17 protein-coding genes are annotated in these 18462 nt (G+C 56.9%); 9 read left to right on the top strand and 8 right to left on the bottom strand.

The window, feature by feature from the left end; all coding sequences use genetic code 11:
- Position 1 precedes the first annotated feature (1 nt).
- Positions 2–241 (bottom strand): hypothetical protein, encoded by a 240-nt coding sequence (locus BFP70_RS02515; RefSeq protein ID WP_066009796.1) that lies wholly within the window; start codon positions 239–241, stop codon positions 2–4.
- Positions 238–1866, bottom strand: a complete 1629-nt coding sequence (locus BFP70_RS02510) for a glucan biosynthesis protein (protein WP_066009795.1) — start codon at positions 1864–1866, stop codon at positions 238–240. The genes BFP70_RS02515 and BFP70_RS02510 overlap by 4 nt, the downstream gene beginning before the upstream one ends.
- Before the next feature lie 494 nt (positions 1867–2360).
- Between BFP70_RS02510 and BFP70_RS02505 the strand changes: the two genes are divergently transcribed.
- The 9 genes from BFP70_RS02505 to BFP70_RS02465 all read left to right on the top strand — a co-directional run bounded on the left by BFP70_RS02505 (position 2361) and on the right by BFP70_RS02465 (position 12028).
- Positions 2361–5336: a monovalent cation/H+ antiporter subunit A gene (locus BFP70_RS02505; protein WP_066009794.1), complete on the top strand. Its 2976-nt coding sequence runs from the start codon at positions 2361–2363 to the stop codon at positions 5334–5336.
- Positions 5336–5671, top strand: coding sequence for a Na+/H+ antiporter subunit C (locus BFP70_RS02500; RefSeq protein WP_066009793.1), 336 nt, complete (start codon positions 5336–5338; stop codon positions 5669–5671). Before BFP70_RS02505 ends, BFP70_RS02500 begins: the two co-directional genes overlap by 1 nt.
- Positions 5671–7308 (top strand): monovalent cation/H+ antiporter subunit D, encoded by a 1638-nt coding sequence (locus tag BFP70_RS02495; RefSeq protein WP_066009792.1) that lies wholly within the window; start codon positions 5671–5673, stop codon positions 7306–7308. Before BFP70_RS02500 ends, BFP70_RS02495 begins: the two co-directional genes overlap by 1 nt.
- Before the next feature lie 14 nt (positions 7309–7322).
- Positions 7323–7814: a Na+/H+ antiporter subunit E gene (locus BFP70_RS02490; RefSeq protein WP_066009791.1), complete on the top strand. Its 492-nt coding sequence runs from the start codon at positions 7323–7325 to the stop codon at positions 7812–7814.
- Positions 7811–8080 (top strand): K+/H+ antiporter subunit F, encoded by a 270-nt coding sequence (locus BFP70_RS02485; protein ID WP_066009790.1) that lies wholly within the window; start codon positions 7811–7813, stop codon positions 8078–8080. Before BFP70_RS02490 ends, BFP70_RS02485 begins: the two co-directional genes overlap by 4 nt.
- A gap of 7 nt (positions 8081–8087) precedes the next feature.
- Positions 8088–8573, top strand: coding sequence for a Na+/H+ antiporter subunit G (locus BFP70_RS21555; RefSeq protein WP_066009789.1), 486 nt, complete (start codon positions 8088–8090; stop codon positions 8571–8573).
- A 129-nt stretch (positions 8574–8702) separates the two neighbouring features.
- Positions 8703–10136: a sulfotransferase gene (locus tag BFP70_RS02475; protein ID WP_083217314.1), complete on the top strand. Its 1434-nt coding sequence runs from the start codon at positions 8703–8705 to the stop codon at positions 10134–10136.
- Positions 10137–10215: 79 nt separating this feature from the next.
- Entirely contained in the window at positions 10216–11430 is a 1215-nt protein-coding gene (locus tag BFP70_RS02470; protein ID WP_066009787.1) for a glutathionylspermidine synthase family protein, read from the top strand.
- A gap of 13 nt (positions 11431–11443) precedes the next feature.
- Positions 11444–12028 carry a DUF1190 domain-containing protein gene (locus BFP70_RS02465; protein WP_066009786.1) on the top strand — a complete coding sequence of 195 codons (585 nt, stop codon included), beginning with the start codon at positions 11444–11446 and terminating at the stop codon, positions 12026–12028.
- A 1-nt stretch (position 12029) separates the two neighbouring features.
- Here BFP70_RS02465 and BFP70_RS02460 read toward each other — a convergent pair whose 3' ends face one another.
- Genes BFP70_RS02460 through BFP70_RS02435 form a run of 6 tightly spaced genes read right to left on the bottom strand, consistent with a single transcriptional unit; the run spans position 12030 to position 18390 of the window.
- The gene (locus BFP70_RS02460) at positions 12030–13175 is read right to left on the bottom strand and encodes an alpha-hydroxy acid oxidase (RefSeq protein WP_066009785.1); all 1146 of its coding nucleotides are present in this window, start codon (positions 13173–13175) and stop codon (positions 12030–12032) included.
- The gene (locus BFP70_RS02455) at positions 13166–14542 is read right to left on the bottom strand and encodes an FGGY-family carbohydrate kinase (RefSeq protein ID WP_066009784.1); all 1377 of its coding nucleotides are present in this window, start codon (positions 14540–14542) and stop codon (positions 13166–13168) included. The genes BFP70_RS02460 and BFP70_RS02455 overlap by 10 nt, the downstream gene beginning before the upstream one ends.
- On the bottom strand, positions 14539–14853 hold the full coding sequence (locus BFP70_RS02450; RefSeq protein ID WP_066009783.1) for an L-rhamnose mutarotase: 315 nt from the start codon (positions 14851–14853) through the stop codon (positions 14539–14541). The genes BFP70_RS02455 and BFP70_RS02450 overlap by 4 nt, the downstream gene beginning before the upstream one ends.
- Positions 14853–15884 carry an ABC transporter permease gene (locus BFP70_RS02445; RefSeq protein WP_066009782.1) on the bottom strand — a complete coding sequence of 344 codons (1032 nt, stop codon included), beginning with the start codon at positions 15882–15884 and terminating at the stop codon, positions 14853–14855. The genes BFP70_RS02450 and BFP70_RS02445 overlap by 1 nt, the downstream gene beginning before the upstream one ends.
- Complete coding sequence (locus BFP70_RS02440) at positions 15881–16858, bottom strand: ABC transporter permease (RefSeq protein ID WP_066009781.1); 978 nt, start codon at positions 16856–16858, stop codon at positions 15881–15883. The genes BFP70_RS02445 and BFP70_RS02440 overlap by 4 nt, the downstream gene beginning before the upstream one ends.
- Complete coding sequence (locus tag BFP70_RS02435) at positions 16855–18390, bottom strand: sugar ABC transporter ATP-binding protein (protein WP_066009780.1); 1536 nt, start codon at positions 18388–18390, stop codon at positions 16855–16857. Before BFP70_RS02435 ends, BFP70_RS02440 begins: the two co-directional genes overlap by 4 nt.
- Positions 18391–18462: the final 72 nt, after the last annotated feature.

Here is an 18462-nt window from a genome sequence, read left to right as displayed (position 1 = left end):
GTCAGCCCCGGCCCGGCGCGCGTGCCGGCTGCAAAATCAGGGTGCTGAACATACGGCGCATACGACCCTGCGGCTGCTCAATTTTTTGCGCAGGCATCGCCATAGGGGCCTCTGGCAAAGCGCCAGCGCCGGAAATCAGTTCGGCCGGGTCGAACGTCTCGTCGGCCGTATCACGTGCCATCACGTGCAGGTCTGTCATTGCGGTCGATGGCACCACGGGAAGGGAGGTATATGCGGTCATGCCTTGATCCATTGATAAGCCCAGGTTTCAGTTTGCTTGATACCGAAACCTGCAATGTGGGCCGAAAGTTCCACAGTCGCGTCATTTTCTGCCGCGACATCCATGACCAGGCGCCAAATGTCCTGACCAGGGATCTTTGAGAAACTTTGGCTCGCGATTGAGCCATTATTTATTGTTATTATAGGCTTAAGCTGCTCGACAGCCGCCTCCGGCAGCCGGGACATTAACCCGCCTGCAAAGTCGATCACGAATTTTCGTGTGCCGTTACTTTCGACACCCGATACGCCGCCAGCACCTGCGCGTGTCTCCAGGACATGCGCAAGATCACCGCTGGCATCCACGGGCAGATCCCCCCAGCTCAGCTTATAGCTGATCTCGAATGTGCCGCCTTTCTTGGCCTGTGCTTCTGGCACCCAGAAGGCAACGATGTTGTCATTGACCTCCAGATCCGATGGGATTTCCACAAGACGCACCACGCCTTTGCCCCAGTCACCAATGGGTTCCACCTTCAACGACGGGCGGCGTTCATAATGTGCCGCGCCGTCCTGATACTGGTCGAAATCGCGGTCGCGCTGATACAGGCCGAAGCTTTTGGGTGCGGTTTCTGAGAAGTAGCTCGATGCAAGATGCGGAGGATTGGCCAAAGGCCGCCACAGCACGTCACCCGAAGCGCGTTCAATCATCAATCCGTCGCTGTCATGGACCTGCGGACGGAAATCATCAAATTTTGCCCGGTTGCGATCCGCATATAGGAACATCGACGTCAGCGGCGCGACTCCAAGCTGCGGGATGTCTTCGCGGAAGAACAACCGTGCCGTGACGACCATTTCCGTATTCTGTCCGGGCGTGATGATGAATTTATATGCGCCGGTCAGCGATTTGCTTTCCATTGCTGCATAGAGCGTAATTTGGCCCGCAGCCTCTGCCGGGCGTTCAATCCAGAATTGGGTGAAGCGGGGAAATTCCTCGGCGACGGACAGGCCAGTGTTCAGGGCCAGCCCACGGGCCGACAAGCCATAGGCAGAGCCACGGCCAAGCGCGCGGAAGTAGCTTGCGCCCTGGAATGCCACCAGCTCGTCCATAATATCGGGGCGGTTGAGCGGGTGATGCAGCCGGAACCCGGCGACACCGGGAAGGGGGGCGTGCTCTGGCACGATGTCACGCGCCTGCCGTTCATAAATGAAATCATCGGTGCCAAATGTCATGGCCTGGGATTGGCCGTCGATGACCTCATGCAAAACCACGGGTTCGCGGAACAGCCAGCCCATGTGAAACGCTTGCAGCGTGAACTGCGTGTTTTCCACATCGGCAAACCGCGCCCGCTCTGGATTAAATCGGATCAGGCGATAATCGTCATAGGTAAGCTTGGTCAAAAATCCATCGACCTGTTGGGCGGGTGCTGCAGGTTGCGTTGACAATTGCTGTGCCTGTTGGGTCAACAGGTCAAAGCTGAAAGGTTTCTGCTCTGCAGCAGGGGGTAATTCCGGCGCAGTTGCCGGTTCAGATTGCGCCAAAACATTGGCGGGAAAGGCCACAACAGTGCCCAGAGCCGTGGTGAAACCAAGCCCTGCAAGCAGCTGCCGCCGGTTCAAACGAGAGGAGGAGGATGTAGTGCCGTTTGACATATAATTCTTTAGCGATCTCAGTCGCTTCCTGTTGTTCACGCCGGATGGGTGATTTGGATGTTGCATAGTCACAGGTTAAATTACTCTGCAAGGGGACATATGAATTCTGGTACAAACTTTTCAAACGTTAATCTGGTTCCGTGCGGTGCTTGGCCTAAAAACGACATGGAAGGCGAATTATCGCTTATTTCGCATCTGCATAAGGCCAAGTTTGGTGTCACAAACACGCTATCGGTGAAAAGCGCGGCATTGTGAAATGCTAATTTTTTGGGCGATGGAAGGCTGGACCCGTAATTTTTGTTACTTCTTTAATAACGCGCGCGCGACGCGCGACCCGATTCGGCGCTCAGTTCCGCTTGACAGTCGGGGGTTGCTCTCGCAGTTAGGGTAAGAACGCGTTAAATCCCTAGGGGGATGAGGCGCATTGGACCACCGGCCCACGGTCTCGCATTTGCAATGGACATCGGCCGCATCGAGATACGGACCGGAGTGAAATGTCCCCAGCCCTGATCGCTGCCCTGCCTTTCTTAGGCGCTTTGTTTCCCGCGATATTGATCCGCACAGGCAGAAACCATGCCGCGATCTCTGCGGGTGTTACCTCTGGCCTTGCGTTACTGGGGCTGTTGTTAAACGCCCCGGCAGTGCTGTCGGGCGAGGTCGTGCGGGCCCGAATTGACTGGTTGCCCAGTCTTGGCCTGAATGCTGAATTCATGATTGACGGCCTGGGGCTGATGTTTGCCACGCTGATCCTGGGGATCGGTTTGCTGGTCATCCTTTACGCAAGGTATTACCTGTCCAATCGCGATCCGGTGGGGAATTTTTATACCTATCTGCTGCTGTTCCAAGGCGCGATGGTCGGCATTGTCTTGTCAGACAACGTGCTGCTTTTGCTGATTTTTTGGGAGCTGACATCGCTGTCATCCTTCCTGTTGATCGGCTATTGGAAGCACCTTCCAGAGGGGCGTCAGGGCGCGCGCATGGCGTTAACTGTCACCGGGGGTGGCGGTTTGGCGATGATCGCGGGTATGATGATTTTGGGCAATATCGCGGGCTCTTATACGATCTCGGATATCATCGCGGCGCGTGATGTAATTCAGGCGAGCCCGTTGTACTTGCCCGCGCTTATCCTGATTTTGCTGGGGGCTTTCACCAAGTCGGCTCAGTTCCCGTTCCATTTCTGGCTGCCCCATGCGATGGCGGCTCCCACACCGGTTTCCAGCTATCTGCATTCGGCCACAATGGTGAAGGCGGGTCTGTTCCTGATGGCGCGGCTGTGGCCGGCATTGGCAGGCACGCCCGAGTGGTTTTATATCGTGGCCACGGTCGGCCTGCTGACCATGTTAATCGCGGCCAAAGTTGCGATCTTCAAAGATGATATGAAAGCGTTGCTGGCATTTTCGACGGTGTCGCACCTGGGTCTGATCACGTTTTGTCTGGGCTTGGGCACGCAGGCAGGTGTTGTCGCGGCGGTGTTCCACATCATCAACCACGCGACATTCAAAGCGGCACTGTTCATGACCGCGGGGATTGTCGATCACGAAGCCCATACGCGCGATCTTCGTCGTCTGGGTGGGTTGCGGAAGCTGATGCCGATCACCTTTGCGATTGCGACAATTGCAACATTGTCAATGGCGGGTATCCCGTTGTTCAATGGCTTCTTGTCGAAAGAGCTGATGCTATACGAGGCGGCGGATACCGCGTGGATGGGTAACACTTGGCTTATCCCGGTTCTGGCAACGATTGCTGCGCTACTGTCAGCCACCTATTCGTTCCGCTTCATCTGGCACGGGTTTATGGGGCCGGTGCGCGATGACTATCCGCATAAACCGCATGATCCCGGCTTTGGCATGTGGGCGAGCCCTGCGTTTCTGGCTTGCCTTGTGCTGTTGATCGGCTGCTTCCCATTCCTGATGGATGGCATTGTTGAGACCGTTGCCGCCGCTGTTGTGGGGGCGCCGCTGGCCGAACATGTGCATTTGGCGATATGGCATGGGGTTAACGCGGCCTTGGTCATGTCAGGCATTGCGGTGGTCGGTGGTATCATCGTGCTGGCCTTCTTTACGCCGCTGCGCGCAATCTGGGATAAGTCACCGCGGCCCGAAGCCAAGCCGATGTTTGATTGGACCGTGGCGCGCTGTGTCGCGGCGGCCAATGCGTTCACGCGCGGTCTGCATACCGGGTCCATGTCGCGCTACCTTGTGACCTTTGTCCTGACATGTGTGCTGGCCGGTGTTTACGGCTGGATTGGCGGAGAGCAGGGGCCGCAAACCCGGCAAATGCTGCCGATTACCCCGGTGGCCGTTGTGGGTTGGATCCTGCTGGTGACGGCGACGCTGTGTGTCGTGCGCTTCCATCATAATCGTTTCCTTGCCTTGGTAATGATCGGTATTGTTGGGTTGATCGTTTCGATCTGCTTTATTTATCTTTCGGCGCCGGATCTGGCGCTGACACAGATCTCGGTTGAGGTGGTGACAGTGGTCTTGATGCTGCTGGCGCTTAATTTCCTGCCCAAAGTGACGAAGGTCGAAACCACCTCGCTCAAGCGGCGCTTTGACAAGCTGGTCGCAGTGGGCACTGGTTTGGGTGCGGGTCTGTTGATCTATGCTTTGATGATGCGTGATTTCGCCTTTGAAACCATGTCGAATTACCAGTTGGCGAACAGTTACAATCAGGGCGGCGGTGACAATGTGGTCAACGTGATCCTCGTCGACTTCCGTGGCTATGACACTTATGGCGAGGTTATTGTTCTGGGCATTGCTGCCTTGGTAATCTTTGCGTTGACGGAGGCGTTGCTAAACGGCACCGCGTCGAAAAAGCTGATCGCATGGCGGCCTGATATGCTGCGTGCGGGCGACAAGCATCCGCTGATGTTGCTGGTGGCGACGCGCGTGATGATGCCGCTGGCGCTGGTTGTGGGCGTGTTTATCTTCTTGCGTGGGCACAATCTGCCCGGTGGCGGCTTTATCGCCGGTCTGGCGGTCGCGATTGCCTTAGTGATGCAATATATGTCATCGGGTTTTGCATGGACGCAGGCGCGCCAAAAACTGTATTATCATCAGTTGATTGGCCTGGGCGTTTTGGCCGCGGGGCTGACCGGCGTTGGCGCGTGGTTCAATGGGATGCCGTTCCTGACATCGGCCTTTGGCTATTTCAAATTGCCCGGGCTGGAGAAATTTGAACTGGCAACTGCGATGGGCTTTGACCTTGGGGTTTTCCTTGGGGTTGTTGGTTCTGTCTTGTTGGCGCTGGGGGGGCTGTCGCGTCTGGCGCGCCGTGCCGCTGCACCAGGCGATGAAAAGGCTGCGCATATTCTGGCCGAAAAGCCAGAGGCGCGCACTGCCGCGGGACCTGTGTTGGAAAACTATCCCGAGGGGACGCCGCTGCCGCGCCGCTGGCTGCAACGCCGCGACGATGGCGGCATCGAAGACCGCAATTTGATAGAGCGCGATAACACCAAGGAGGACAATTAATGGAGGCCTTGGTCGCAAGTGCAATCGGCGTGATGACGGCGGCGGGCGTGTACATGATCTTGCGGATGCGCGTCTTTCCCGTGGTCGTGGGCATGTCGATGCTGTCTTACGCGGTGAATATCTTTTTGTTTGCCTCAGGGCGTTTGGCGGTCAATCAACCGCCGATCCTGCGCGATGGTGTGACACAATATACGGATCCGATCCCGCAGGCCCTGGTTCTGACGGCCATCGTGATTTCATTCGGGATGACCGCTGTTGTGGTGATGCTTTCGTTGGGGGCCTTTATTGAGGCGGGTGACGATCACATCGACCTTGACGGCGAGGGAGATAAGTAATGCTCGGGTTCTTTGACCATCTGATCATCGCGCCTGTTGTGCTGCCAGCGTTCTTTGCGCCGCTGATGGTGCTGTGGATGCGATTTGATACCGTGTCGCAGCGTGTCTTTTCTGTTGCGGCCATGGTGTTCATGCTGGGTATTGCAATTACCTTGGCGGTGGATGCCGCAAGCGGTGTGCCTGAGGTCTATCGTTTGGGCAATTGGGAGGCGCCTTTCGGCATCGTGCTCGTGCTCGACAAATTGTCGGCGCTGATGCTGGTGTTGACTGCGGTATTGGGCTTGGCCGTGACGTTATATGCGATCGGCTCAGGTTGGGATCGCCGGGGCTGGCATTTCCACTCTCTGTTGCAATTCCAGATGATGGGTATCAACGGCGCCTTCTTGACAGGTGATGCATTCAACCTGTTCGTGTTTTTCGAGGTTTTGCTGATCGCGTCTTATGGTTTGATGATCCATGCAGGTGGGCGCGACCGGTTGAAGGCCGGCGTGCAATATGTGGTCTATAACCTTGCTGGATCGACGCTGTTCCTATTTGCATTGGGCACGATCTACGCGACAATGGGCACGCTGAATATGGCAGATCTGGCTGATAAAGTGGCCCAGATGCCAGCCAATGAAACCGGCCTGCTGCGTGTGGGTGCAGTGTTGCTGATGTTGGTCTTCGCGGTCAAAGCAGCGCTGGTGCCATTCCAATTCTGGCTTCCGGCAACCTATACCAACGCGCCCGGCGTCGTGGCGGCACTGTTCGCGATCATGACCAAAGTGGGTGTTTATGGTATCATCCGCGTCTATACGCTGATCTTCACCCCCGACAGCCCGGTGGGCACCCTTGCCGCCGAGGTTCTTATTCCGGTTGCAGGCATTACATTAATCGTCGGTATGGTGGGGATTTTGGGCGCACGCGATATGGGCCGGGCCGTGGCCTATTCGGTTATTGGCTCTGTGGGGACCATGATGCTGGCATTGGCGCAGTTCACGCCGGCCGGAACCGCTGCCGGTCTGTATTATCTGGTGCATTCGACCTTGGTGGCCGCCGCGCTGTTTCTTATCGTGGATATGGTGCGCGAGCGGCGCAAAGGCGGGCTGGCGTTGGTTGCGGAAGCGCCGTTCCGACAAAATGGCTTGCTGGCGGCGCTGTTTTTTGCCGGGGCGATTGGCATGGCAGGGATGCCGCCTCTATCAGGTTTCCTGGGTAAGTTGATGATTATGGACGCGACGCGCGGCCAATGGTGGATATGGGCCGCGATCCTGATTACGTCGCTGATCGCGATTTTGGGCTTTGCCCGGGCTGGCTCCACTGTATTTTGGAAAAGTTACGGCACGCAGGTCGAGGAAGGGGATGCCCCCTTGCCCCGCCCACCTGAGGCCCCATCCGATGCGTTGGCCTATGTGGCAGCGGTTGGATTGTTGTTGGCGCTGGCTGCATGGACCGTATTTGCCGCTCCCGCAACGCGCTATATGCAAGGGGTCGCACAGCAGCTTTATACGCCAGATGTCTATATCTCGGCGGTGATGGACGGGGCCTATGCCCGCGCCGAAGCTGCCGCCGAAGCTGCCGCCCATCATGATGAACCCGATCACCCTGCCGATGATGCCCATGTGGCCCCGGCTGGTGATGATGCTTCCGGCCATTAAGGAGGACCGCCCAGATGATACGCCGACTCCTGCCGCATCCCCATATGACCTTTCTTGTGATCGTGGTCTGGTTGCTCTTGGCCAATACCTATACGCTGAATTCGCTGGTTTTTGCCGTGATCCTTGGGGTGATCATACCGCTGATCAGCGCGCCATATTGGCCCGATCGGCCAGTTATTCAACGCCCGCTGAAGATCGTGGAATTCACCTTGATCGTGCTGTGGGACATTGTCGTGTCCAATATCACGGTGGCCAAGATCGTGCTGTTCAAATCCAATAAAGATCTTCAACCGGCTTGGATCACCGTGCCATTGGACCTTCATACGCCAGAGGCGGTGACCGTTCTGGCCGGCACGATCACCATGACACCGGGAACTGTCACGGCAGAGCTGGCAGCGGATGGCCATTCGCTTTTGGTGCACTGTCTGCACGCGCCGGACCCCGATGAGGTGCGTGACGAGATCAAGACCCGCTATGAGGCCCGGCTGAAGGAGATCTTTGAATGATCAGTTATGCGCTGATGTTCGCGACCGGCTGTTATGCGCTGGCGCTCTTGTTCAACCTATACCGGGTGGTGAAATCGCCGGGTGTGACTGATCGCCTGTTGGCGCTGGACACGATGACGATCAATGCGATCGCGTTGATCATCTGTTTCGGGATTATTGAAGGGTCCATGATCTTCTTTGAAGCATCGGTCCTGTATGCGATGGTCGGGTTTGTCTCGACCGTGGCCTATGCCAAATTCCTGTTGCGCGGCGATCTGATCGAGTGAGGATGTGATGGAGATGTTCTGGGATATCCTGATTTCGGGGCTGCTGGTGATTGGCGGTTTCTTTGGGCTTGTTGGTTCTTATGCGCTGGTGAAGCTGCCTGATCAGATGACGCGTCTGCATGGGCCGACCAAGGCCGCGACACTGGGCGTCGGAGCCTGCTTGATCGCGTCGATGATCTATTTCGGCGTGAAAGAAGATGAGCTGTCCCTGCATGAGCTGATGATCACTTTGTTCTTGTTTTTGACAGCACCGATCACGGCGCATTTCATTGCCAAGGCAACGATGCTGCGTGATGTGAACCGTGACGATTTGCCCAAGCCTGAGGGTGACGTAGATTGGGCGGTTTATGCGCCCCTGTCCGACACCGCGGCGAGCGAGCTGGACGAGGTCGTGGAAATTCATGAGCTTCGCGAGGAAGAAGCCCGGCAAAAGAAGCGCGTCGAGGATGATTACGAAGGTGAGGTTGACGATACGGTGCCGCCAAGGCCCTAGCTGAAACAGCGCCTTTCTTTCAGGCACTAAAAAGGCGCATGGGCTGTAATTTATGCTTACTGCGCTTTACCTATCGGAAACCCTTCTGCGCCTAAGGTGAGTCCCAACTGGTTTCAGAAGGGACCCCGAATGACTAGCTGCATATCCCAATATGACGCCCTGCGTCCTAAAGTGCAGGGGGCGATGCGGAACCGTAATTTCGCGGCCGGCTTGTCGCTGTTGCAAAACTATCTTGTGATGCATGAGCCAGAGTTTCCCGTTCTGAAGGATATGGCGGGCTGCTATTGGGGGATCGGGGACGATATCACCACGATGCGTCTGATGCAGTCTATGGTACAGGCATGGCCCGACAACCCAGAGGTTTGGAATGACCTGGGTGTGTATCTGATGATGACGGGCCATAAACAGGCGGCGTGTTCTGCGTTGGATACGGCACTAAAATTATCACCGAAATCAGTGTCCGCGATATGTGCGCGCAATTTCATTGAACCGTTTGATACCCGCAGCCGCTATGTCCAAACCCTGCGCCGTGTCACCACGTCGAAAACCTCATCATCGCGCGAACGGGTGCATGCGCACTCTGCCTTGGGCATTGTGCATGATCATGCCGGGCAATATGGCGAGGCGTTCCGTCATTTTGGTCGCGCGAATGCACGACGCAAAGAACCCTATGAAAAGCACCGTGTTGAAAAGCTGGTCGCAGCACAGATCAGGCGCTGTCCGCGTTTCCCATTGATGATGGTGGGGCATCCTTCGGTAATTTTTGTTGCTGGGCTGCCGCGGTCTGGCACGACCTTGGTCGATCGTATTTTGTCGCGCCACAGCGAGGTGCGCTCGGTCGGGGAAAGCCATGCGTTGACCGATACGCTGCGCGCCTTCCGCAGTCATTTAGGCTCGCGCTATGGGCGGTTGGATTATTATGCATGGGTCGATTTCATCGAGACCGAGGATATGACCCCGTTCCGAGAGATGTTTTTTGACGCCAACGCGGCCAGCCCTAGGGAAACGGGTTCAGTGATCGTGTCAAAAATGCCGTTGGATTGTCTTGAAATGGGGTTTGCCCGCGCCTTGATCCCCGACGCACGTTTTGTCTTTGTGAACCGACACCCGCTGGATGTGGGGCTATCGCTGTATCGGACCAATTTCAAAAGCGGCCATGGCTTTACCCGTAAACTAGGGTGGATTGGCCATATGATGCGCCATGTCTACCTGTCGCTGGACAATTATAAGCAGCGGCTTGGCCCGGCGCTGCGGGTGCAATCCTATCGCCGGTTGGTCGAAGCCCCGCAAGAACAGGTCATAGACCTGTTGACCCATTGCGGGTTGTCGTTTGAGCCGGGCTGTATGGAACCTGAAAAGGGGCATGGATCGGTGCGCACCGCGTCCTTGCTGCAGGTGCGCGCATCGATCAATCGCAGCGGGCTTGGCAAATGGCACCGCTATGCGACACAGCTTGAACCTTTGGTCGCCGCATTGGGCGGGCAAAGCTGGTTGGATGATTGGGCGCTGCGTGACCTTGAGGCGGCGTCGGGCGTGACAATCTCGCAGCGCAAAGCGTCTTGATCGGGGCTTTGCCTGTCGCGGGCTTGTGATTGCGGTCAATGATCTCCACATAGGCAGGGAATAGATGCCGGGGGGATCCATGCACAAAGTGACATTGCCAGAGCGCGAAGGCTGGCGGGCCAAGGCCGAAGAGCTGGGCTTTACCTTCGCAGATATGCATGGCGAACCCTATTGGGATGAAAGCTCGGCCTATCAGTTCACTCTGCGTGAGATTGAAGACGACCTGGAGGACCCCGCGACCGAGCTTCACAGCATGTGTCGCGAAGCCGTGGCGCGGATTGTGACGGATGAGCAGCTGATGACAAAGCTCGGCATCCCTCAACAGCATATGGACCTTGTCGCCAATAGTTGGTCACGGGGCGAGCCGGAATTGTATGGTCGCTTCGATTTTGCCTATGATGGGACAGGTCCGGCGAAATTGTTGGAATATAATGCCGATACGCCCACCTCGCTGTATGAAAGTGCATCATTTCAGTGGAGCTGGCTGGAAGATCAGCTTGCAGCAGATGTGCTGCGTGATGGGGATGATCAGTTCAACGGGATCCATGAGGCGCTGATTGAACGGTTCAAAGCGCTGTTTGACCCTGGAACCGATCTTCATTTCACTGCGGCGGCAGGCAATCCCGAGGATTACGGCACGGTTGAAGCTTTGGGATGGGCCGCACGGGCAGCGGATCTGGGTGCGCATTACACGGACCTGGAGAAAATCGGCATCAGCAAAGATGGCCAATTTCTGGATGATCAGGACCGCGTGATCGGCATTTTGTTCAAGCTTTATCCGTGGGAAGATTTGCTGCGTGACGATTACGGGGATAATGTCGCAGGGGCGGGTTGTTTGATGCTGGAACCCGCTTGGAAGGCGGTTGTGTCTAACAAAGGACTGTTGCCCGTTCTGTGGGAAATGTTTGAAGGCCATCCCAATCTGTTGCCCGCGTTTTTTGAAGCCGATATTGCCGAGGCGATGGCGGGACATGCCACAGGTCCAGACGCATTTGACCGCGCCCGCGATGTCTTATCCGCAGGCCATGTTAGCAAACCCATCTTTTCGCGCGAGGGTGCGGGTGTGAAAATTATCGAGCATGGGACACAGACAGAGGCATCGACCAATCAAGACTACGCGCAGTATCCCCGGATCGTTCAGGGCTATGCCCCATTGACCGAATTTGACGGGTTCCGCCCTATCATCGGCGCATGGATGGTGGGTGAGGCCTGCGCCGGCATTGGCATCCGCGAAGACAGATCGCGCATCACGCAAGACCTATCGCGGTTCAAGCCGCATTTTATTCGGGACTGACCGGGAAGAGATCATGAGAAAACGTTCAAGAACCGTTGCACTGGCCATCGTGGGCGCCACATCTTTTGCTTTGGCGGGATGTCGCGACGAACAGGTTGATGCAGAAGCTTTTCCAGATTTGCAAAGCTGTGAAACCGAAGCAGCCAATGGCGGGCTGTTCACCGCCGAAGCCTGTCGCACGGCCTTTGCCGAGGCAGAGCAACTGCATGTGGAATCCGCGCCCCGTTATGACAGTTTGCAGGTCTGCGAAGAGGAACATGGCGCCGGAGCCTGCGGATCAGAGTCACAGGCAACACAGGGCGGCGGATCGGGCAGTATCTTTATGCCGCTTTTGGCGGGCTATCTGATCGGTAACATGCTGGGTGGCAACCGCGGGATGAGCGCGGCACAGCCGTTATATCGCACGCCCGATGGCAAATTCACCAATGCCACCGGTGCCAGCACCTATTCGACCAATAAAGGGCGTGCGAAGCTTGGCAGCTCGATGTTTGCCAAGCCGCCAACCACGATGGGCAAGCCGCCGATGACCAAAGCAAGCGTCGCATCGCGGGGCGGATTCGGTTCTGCCGGGACGGCACGCAGCAGCTTCGGCGGTTAATCTAGCGAAAGCGCAGCATATCGCGGGTCAATTGATCGACCCGCGTGCAGCCCATCATCCGCATATCGCGGGTGATTTCATCGCGCATCTTGGTCAACATCCGTTCAATGCCCGGCTGACCTGCTGCGGCCAGTGGAAACAGATAAGCCCGGCCCAGGCCGACCGCCTTTGCCCCCAGCGCCAGCGCCTTGAGCACATGGGTGCCGCGTTGAATACCGCCGTCAATCATCACATCCAGCCGGTCACCCACGGCCTGCACGATTTCATCAAGCTGGTCGAACCCGCTGCGCGACCCATCCAATTGCCGTCCACCGTGATTTGACAAGACAATGCCAGCACAGCCGATATCCGCCGCGCGAATGGCGTCTTCGACGCTCATGACACCTTTCAGGCAGAACGGCCCGCCCCATTCGGCCACCATCTGGGCCACATCGTCCCAATTCATCGACGGGTCCAGCATTTCGGTAAAATAGCGGCCGATGGTCAGACTGTCGCCTTTCATATCAATATGCGCATCCAGCTGCGGCAAGGAAAATTTTTCATGCCGCAGATAGTTTAAACCCCATGCAGGTTTCATCGCGAACTGTGCCAGCCCTGCGGCATTCAGCCGGAACGGAATGGAAAATCCGGTGCGCAGATCGCGTTCACGATTGCCGCCGGTGATACTGTCCACGGTCAGCATCATTACCTTGATCCCGCTTGTTTTTGCGGCGGCCATCATTGCCGTGTTCAGCCCGCGATCCTTGTGAAAATAGAATTGATAGACCTGCGGCGTGCTGTGTTTGCGCGCCAGCTCTTCCATCGATACGGTGCCCAGCGACGACACGCCAAACATTGTGCCAAAGCGTTCGGCGGCTGCGGCGGTTGCGCGTTCGCCTTGATGGTGGAACAGCCGTTGCAGTGCCGTTGGTGACAGGTAAACGGGCAATGCAAGATCCTGGCCCATAACCGTGGTCGACAGATCGACCTTCTCCACACCGCGTAAGATATTTGGGACCAGATCGCAGCGCGCAAAGCTGTCGGTATTGCGGCGCAGCGTGATTTCATCATCGGCACCGCCGTCGATATAATTGAAGATCGGGCCCGGCAAGCGCCGCTTCGCCAGCTTACGGAAATCTTGCACGTTATGGCAATCGTTCAGGCGCATTGTGTGTCCTCCCTTGTGGTCACGATCTGCGCCCAATCTGCGCTGTAGCGGCGCAAACAGGCAATATCTTTGGGCGCGATCTTTCGTGTTTTTGGCAATGGTGCATCCGGGCTGGCCAACAGGGCCGCGCCCACGCTTGTACCGGTGGCGGAGGCGGCCACTTCCACGCCTGCGGGGCGCAGCGCGGCAAGCATTTGGATGAAATCATCGTTCTTGGCAAAGGGCCCTTCGATCACAGTCGGGCCTTGTGCACCGATCAATGACAGGCAGTGATCGGTCATCATCGCCAGATACCATGACAGGGCCAGCATTTTCTGCCCATCGTTTTGGGGTGTTTTGCTCCATTGATGTGGCTGGTTCTGGAATGGCCCGCTGTCCATTGCCACACTGGGATACAGCGCGATCCCGGCCAAAACCGCATCGCGATCGGCCCGTGTGGGGGTGGCGGTGCAGGTGCCTCGGATCAGCTCATAGGCGCGGCCGCCCATGAACCGCGCCGATGGGACCGGGGCACCAAGCGCGTTAACATTGATCAGCGTATCGCGCGCCGGGTCCAAAGTGACAGGTGCGCCACCAATCGCCATTGCCACCACCCAAGTCCCGGTTGAGACAATAGAGAACGGGCTGGGATGGCTGCGCAGATAGGGGTAAAGCGAAGCATTGGAATCATGGATCCCGCAATGCACTTGCGTGTCACGGCGCAGACCTGTGCGCGCCGCGATATCGCTTGAAATGGTGCCAAGCACGTCAGAAGAATGCCGTGCGGGGGCAATTTTTCCGGCCAGCCCCAGCTGATCGACCAGCGTCGAAAACGCGCTGCGTTGTGGGGTCCAAAGATCCGTATGGCAGCCAAGCGAGGTCACATCGGTTGCCATCGCCCCGGTCAGCAAATAGCCCCAATATTGTGGATAGGTCAGGATATGGGCGCAGCGATCTGTCAGCCCGTTTTGGGTTGCAAACAGCCAATGCAGCTGCGCCCCAAGGTTCAACCCCGCGCCAAGCCGGGGCGATCCTGTGGCTGCAAAATCCGGGCGCAGCGCGTTATACTCTGCCTGCATCGCATCGGGGCCGTTATATTCATAATCCAACATTGGCGCGGCCAATTGACCGTCGAGGTCCAGTAAAACCGCCGCCGCGCCATGGGTTGTAATGGAAATCGCATCAATTTCATATTTTGCGTGAAAGCTTGACAGATGGGTCAGGAAAAACGCCCAATGCCCCCGAAGGTCAAAATGCGGATAGGGCGGTCCGGTCAACACCGTGTTCGGGCGTGTGACAACTGCGATTTCTGTCAGGGTGGCGGCATCTACCAGCGCCAATTTTGCATTGGTCTTGCCGACATCGATAACGGCGATATGGCGGCTCATGGCATATGAAACACCGGGATCAGCGGCGTCTCCTTTGGGCGATTGTCGGGATGAGTGTCCATGATATCGGCCATATAGGCCCACCATTTTTGCATCACCGGATGGTTGGGCAGGTCGTCCATGCTGTGCCCCTCGGGGCGCCACAGCGTGCCGATCAGCGCATGCGTGTCGGGATCATAATGGATGGCATAATCGCGCACGCCCGCATCGCGCAGAAGCGCGCTCAGTTCAGGCCAGATGGCGTCATGGCGGCGCTTATATTCCCGCACGCAGCCGGGATTGAGCATCATCTTGAAAACATGGTGCTGCATCAGCCCCTCCGGAATTTTTGCCACAAACGGGGCAGGGCGATTACACCGATTAACAAGGCGCCAATCACGATGGACATCACGATGCCGGGCACGTTCAGCAATCCCAGACCAAATGTTACCAGCCCCATCACGAAGGCTGCGATCACCACACCGGGGATAGAGCCAGAGCCGCCAAGGATATTGATCCCGCCCAACACGACCATCGTCACCACCTCCAGTTCAAAACCGGTGGCAATGGACGGGCGCGTGGACCCTAACCGGGAGGTCAGGCAGACCGCCGCCAGACCAGACATCAGCCCGGTCAGCAAAAACAATATCATTTTGACCCGCGCGACCCGGATGCCCGAAAACATTGCGGCCGTCGCATTATTGCCCACCGCATAAACTGCGCGGCCAAAATTGGTTTTGTGTAGCACGACACCGTAAATCACAGCGAGGATTGCGAAAATTGCCAGTTCAGTGGAAATCACCCAAAACACATAGCCCTGTCCAAACCAGCTGAAGCTTTCAGGATAACCCCGGAACGCGCCATCCCCCAGAACGATATAGCTGATGCCGCGAAACAGGCTCATGGTGCCGATGGTCACCACGATCGACGGCAGGCCAAGCCGTGTGACAAGCACGCCGTTGAACGCCCCGCAGATCAATCCGGTCATCAGACCGGTGGCCACAATCATCGGCGTGTCAAATCCCGCCTGCATCATTAGCCCCATCGCTGTTGACGCCAGTGCGATGATCGCGGCGACAGACAGGTCGATTTCTCCGGCGATGATCAATAGCGCCATCGCAAAGGCGATCATGGCCTTTTCCGTAAAGTTAAACGTGGCATCCGACAGGTTCCACGCATCCAGGAAATACGGCGAGGCAAAGCTATTGAGGATAAAAATCCCTACCGCCACCAGCAGAAGCAGGCTTTCCCAGCTTTTGATCGCGCGCACCATCGGTGGGGTCAGGCGATCGGGAATTCGCCGCCCTGCTGTGGTGGTCGCCGTTTTGGGGGAATAGTCGGGGTCGGTGGTCGTTATGGTCATTGTGCGATCTCCGCCGATTTAAGAATGATACGGCCTTTGGTCCGACCTGTGCGCGAATTGAACGTCACCGCCATGATGATCGCCGCTCCAGAAATCGCCAATTGCCAGAATGGCGAGATATCAACCACAGGCAGTGCGTTTTTGATCAGGCCCAGAAACAGCGCGCCCAGTATCGTTCCAACCACGGTGCCAACACCGCCCGCTATGGAAATCCCCCCGATCACACAGGCGGCCACTACGTCCAGTTCAAACCCGCCCGCTATGTCGACATAGGCCACGGCATAGCGCGCGATCCACAAATATCCCGCCAACCCAGCCAACATGCCCGAGATGACAAAGGCCCAAAACTGTGTCCGGCCCACGTCAATCCCGGTATAGACAGCCGCATGTGGATTGCCTCCGACGGCGAAGAACGCGCGTCCTGGGGCCGTGCGCGACATCATGATGCCCATGATCAGCGCGACCAGAACCGCCGTCCAGCCCAGCAAGGGCAGGCCCAAAACCTGAATGCGCGGCAAAGCGGTGAAAGACGCGCTCATTTCATGCGCATTTATCCATTGCCCGTCTGAGATCAAAAAGATGATGCCGCGGAAAATCGTCATCGTTCCCAAGGTGACAACGATCGGCGGGATCGACAATTTCCATACAAGCAGCCCGTTCACGGCACCTAATGCGGCCCCCATGATCAGGGCGGCCCCGACGATCACAATCACCGGCAGGCCGGGCATGGCGACATTGATCATCGCGCAAACCATTCCCGTCAGCGCCAGATTGGCGGCCACAGACAGGTCAATACAGCGGGTCAAAATCACCACCATCTGACCCAGCGCCAAGATCATCAAAGGCGATGTGTCGGCCCAGACATTCAATAGGTTGGTTGGTGCTACAAACCCCGGAAACCGGGTTGCGATCAGCATTAAAAGCGCAAGTATCGCGGCGAATAAAATCGTCTCTCTGGATTTTAGCACGTTCATGCGGCTTCTCCTTTTGCGGTGATCCCGGCGGCATGGCGCACAAGCGTCTCTGGGGACAGCGCATCGCCTGACAGTTCGGCCGCGATCCGCCCTTCCCGCATCACAATCACCCGGTCGGACATGCCCATGATCTCGGGGATTTCAGAGCTGACCATGATCACCGACAGACCCTGTGCGGCCAGCTCTGACATGAAGTCATGCACGGCCGCCTTTGACCCGATGTCGATCCCCTTCGTGGGTTCGTCCAAAATGATCACGCGCGGTTTGGTGGCCAGCCATTTCGCAATGACTACTTTTTGTTGGTTGCCGCCCGATAGGCTGCCGACGGGCGTATCCAGCGATGCGGCACGCAGATCCAAACGCTGAGTATAGGTGCGCGCCAGCGCGAACTCTTCGGCCATACGGGTAAAGCCGTTTTTGGAGGTCCGACCAAGCGACGGCAGCGTCACGTTTTGAAAAATCGGCATATCCAAAATCGCGCCCTGTTTGCCGCGATCTTCAGGCACATACACAATACCTGCATCCACCGCATCGGCTGGCGAGCGGATCACACAGATATCGCCGCCGACCCGGGTCACGCCTTTGGTCGGGCGTGTGATGCCGATCAATGATTGCATGAATTCCGACCGCCCTGCGCCGACAAGACCGTAAAAGCCCAAAATCTCTCCGCGGTTCAGGGTGAAGTTGATGTCTTCAAACTCTGTCGCGTGGGAATAGCCAACGACCTTCAGGACCTCATTTCCGATCACGGCGGCGCGTTTAGGGTAAATCTGATCGACCGAACGCCCAACCATGCGGCGCACCAGATCGCTTTCATCAACCTCGGACATCAGGCCTTCACCGATGAACTGACCATCACGGAACACGGTCCAACGATCTGCAATTCGGAAAATCTCATCGAATTTATGACTGATGAACAAGATCGCTTTGCCCTGTGCCTTCAAATGGTCGACCAGCTCATACAGTTCTTCGATTTCTTTCTGGCTGAGCGCTGCGGTGGGCTCGTCCATGATCACCACGCGGGCGTCAATTGATAGTGCCCGTGCGATGGCGACCAGATGGCGCGACGCGATGCCAAGATCCTTTAACCGCACCATTGGATCAATCTTTGCCCCGATCGACGTAAGAATCCGCGCCGCATCATCGCGCATTTTTCGGCGGTCAATCATCTTGAACGCCCCACGCGGGGCATGGCCGATATAAATGTTTTCTGCGACCGACAGCTCTTCAAATAATACGGTTTCCTGGTGAATTGCCGTGACACCGGCATCTGCGGCCGATTGCGCTGTGGGAAATTGAACGGGCTGACCGTCCATCAGGATCTGCCCGCTATCGGGTTGATAAATTCCGGTCAATGTCTTGACGACTGTGGATTTTCCGGCACCGTTTTCACCGATCAGCGCGGTCACTTCACCGGGAAACAGGTGCAATCGCACGCTGTCCAGCGCTTTGACGCCAGGAAATGTCTTGGTGATACCGTCAAGCGCAAGCACAGGATGTGCGGCGCTGGCATCGGCAGCAAGATTGCCCATGTCAGCCTCTTTTTAACAAAAGGGGAAAGGCGGGGGCAGCCGTGCCGCCCCCGAAGTGATCTATGTCAGGTG

This window comes from Thioclava sp. SK-1, from assembly GCF_001705665.1.
In the GTDB taxonomy this organism is placed as follows: Bacteria; Pseudomonadota; Alphaproteobacteria; order Rhodobacterales; family Rhodobacteraceae; genus Thioclava.
This window is presented reverse-complemented; position numbering and strand designations above follow the sequence as displayed.